Below are 1,220 nucleotides of genomic sequence, written 5' to 3' on the forward strand. Positions count from 1 at the left end.
CTGCGCGAGCTCGACCCGGACGTGGCGGCGGCGCTCGACGCCGAGCTGCACCGCCAGCAGTCCACCCTCGAGATGATCGCGTCGGAGAACTTCGCCCCGGTCGCCGTCATGGAGGCCCAGGGCTCCGTCCTGACCAACAAGTACGCCGAGGGCTACCCCGGCCGGCGCTACTACGGCGGCTGCGAGCACGTCGACGTCACCGAGCAGATCGCCATCGACCGGGTCAAGACCCTGTTCGGCGCCGAGTACGCCAACGTCCAGCCCCACTCCGGCGCCTCCGCCAACCAGGCCGCCCTGTTCGCCCTGGCCCAGCCCGGCGACACCATCCTGGGCCTGGACCTCGCCCACGGCGGCCACCTCACCCACGGCATGCGCCTGAACTTCTCCGGCAAGCAGTTCGACGTCGTCGCCTACCACGTCGACGAGGCCGGCCTGGTCGACATGGCCGAGGTCGAACGCCTCGCCAAGGAACACCGCCCCAAGGTCATCATCGCCGGCTGGTCCGCCTACCCCCGCCAGCTCGACTTCGCCGCCTTCCGCCGCATCGCCGACGAGGTCGAGGCGTACCTGTGGGTCGACATGGCCCACTTCGCGGGCCTGGTCGCCGCCGGCCTGCACCCCAACCCGGTCGAGTACGCCGACGTGGTCACCTCCACCACCCACAAGACCCTCGGCGGACCCCGCGGCGGCATCATCCTCGCGAAGAAGGACTTCGCGAAGAAGCTGAACTCCTCCGTCTTCCCCGGCTTCCAGGGCGGCCCCCTGGAACACGTCATCGCCGCCAAGGCCGTCTCCTTCAAGGTCGCCGCCTCCGACGACTTCAAGGAGCGCCAGCAGCGCACCATCGAGGGCGCCCAGATCCTCGCCGCCCGTCTGACCTCGGACGACGCGCGCGCCGCCGGCGTGAACGTGCTGTCCGGCGGCACCGACGTCCACCTGGTCCTGGTCGACCTGCGCGCCTCCGACCTGGACGGCCAGCAGGCCGAGGACCGCCTCCACGAGGTCGGCATCACCGTCAACCGCAACGCGATCCCCAACGACCCGCGCCCCCCGATGATCACCTCGGGCCTGCGGATCGGCACCCCGGCCCTGGCCACCCGCGGCTTTGAGGCCGAGGACTTCACCGAGGTCGCCGACATCATCGCCGAGACACTCAAGCCGTCCTACGACGCCGAAGCCCTCAAGACCCGCGTCAAGGCTCTCGCCGACAAGCACCCGCT

Annotated in this window: 1 protein-coding gene; it reads left to right on the forward strand. The window is 70.6% G+C overall.

The window, feature by feature from the left end; translation table 11 throughout:
- Positions 1 to 1,220, forward strand: a 1,220-nt coding sequence (gene glyA, locus EOT10_RS40910; RefSeq protein ID WP_223281530.1) for a serine hydroxymethyltransferase, incomplete at both ends; no start/stop codon positions are given.

The sequence above is a fragment of the Streptomyces antnestii genome (genome assembly GCF_004005495.1).
GTDB classification, from domain to species: domain Bacteria; phylum Actinomycetota; class Actinomycetes; order Streptomycetales; family Streptomycetaceae; genus Streptomyces; species Streptomyces antnestii.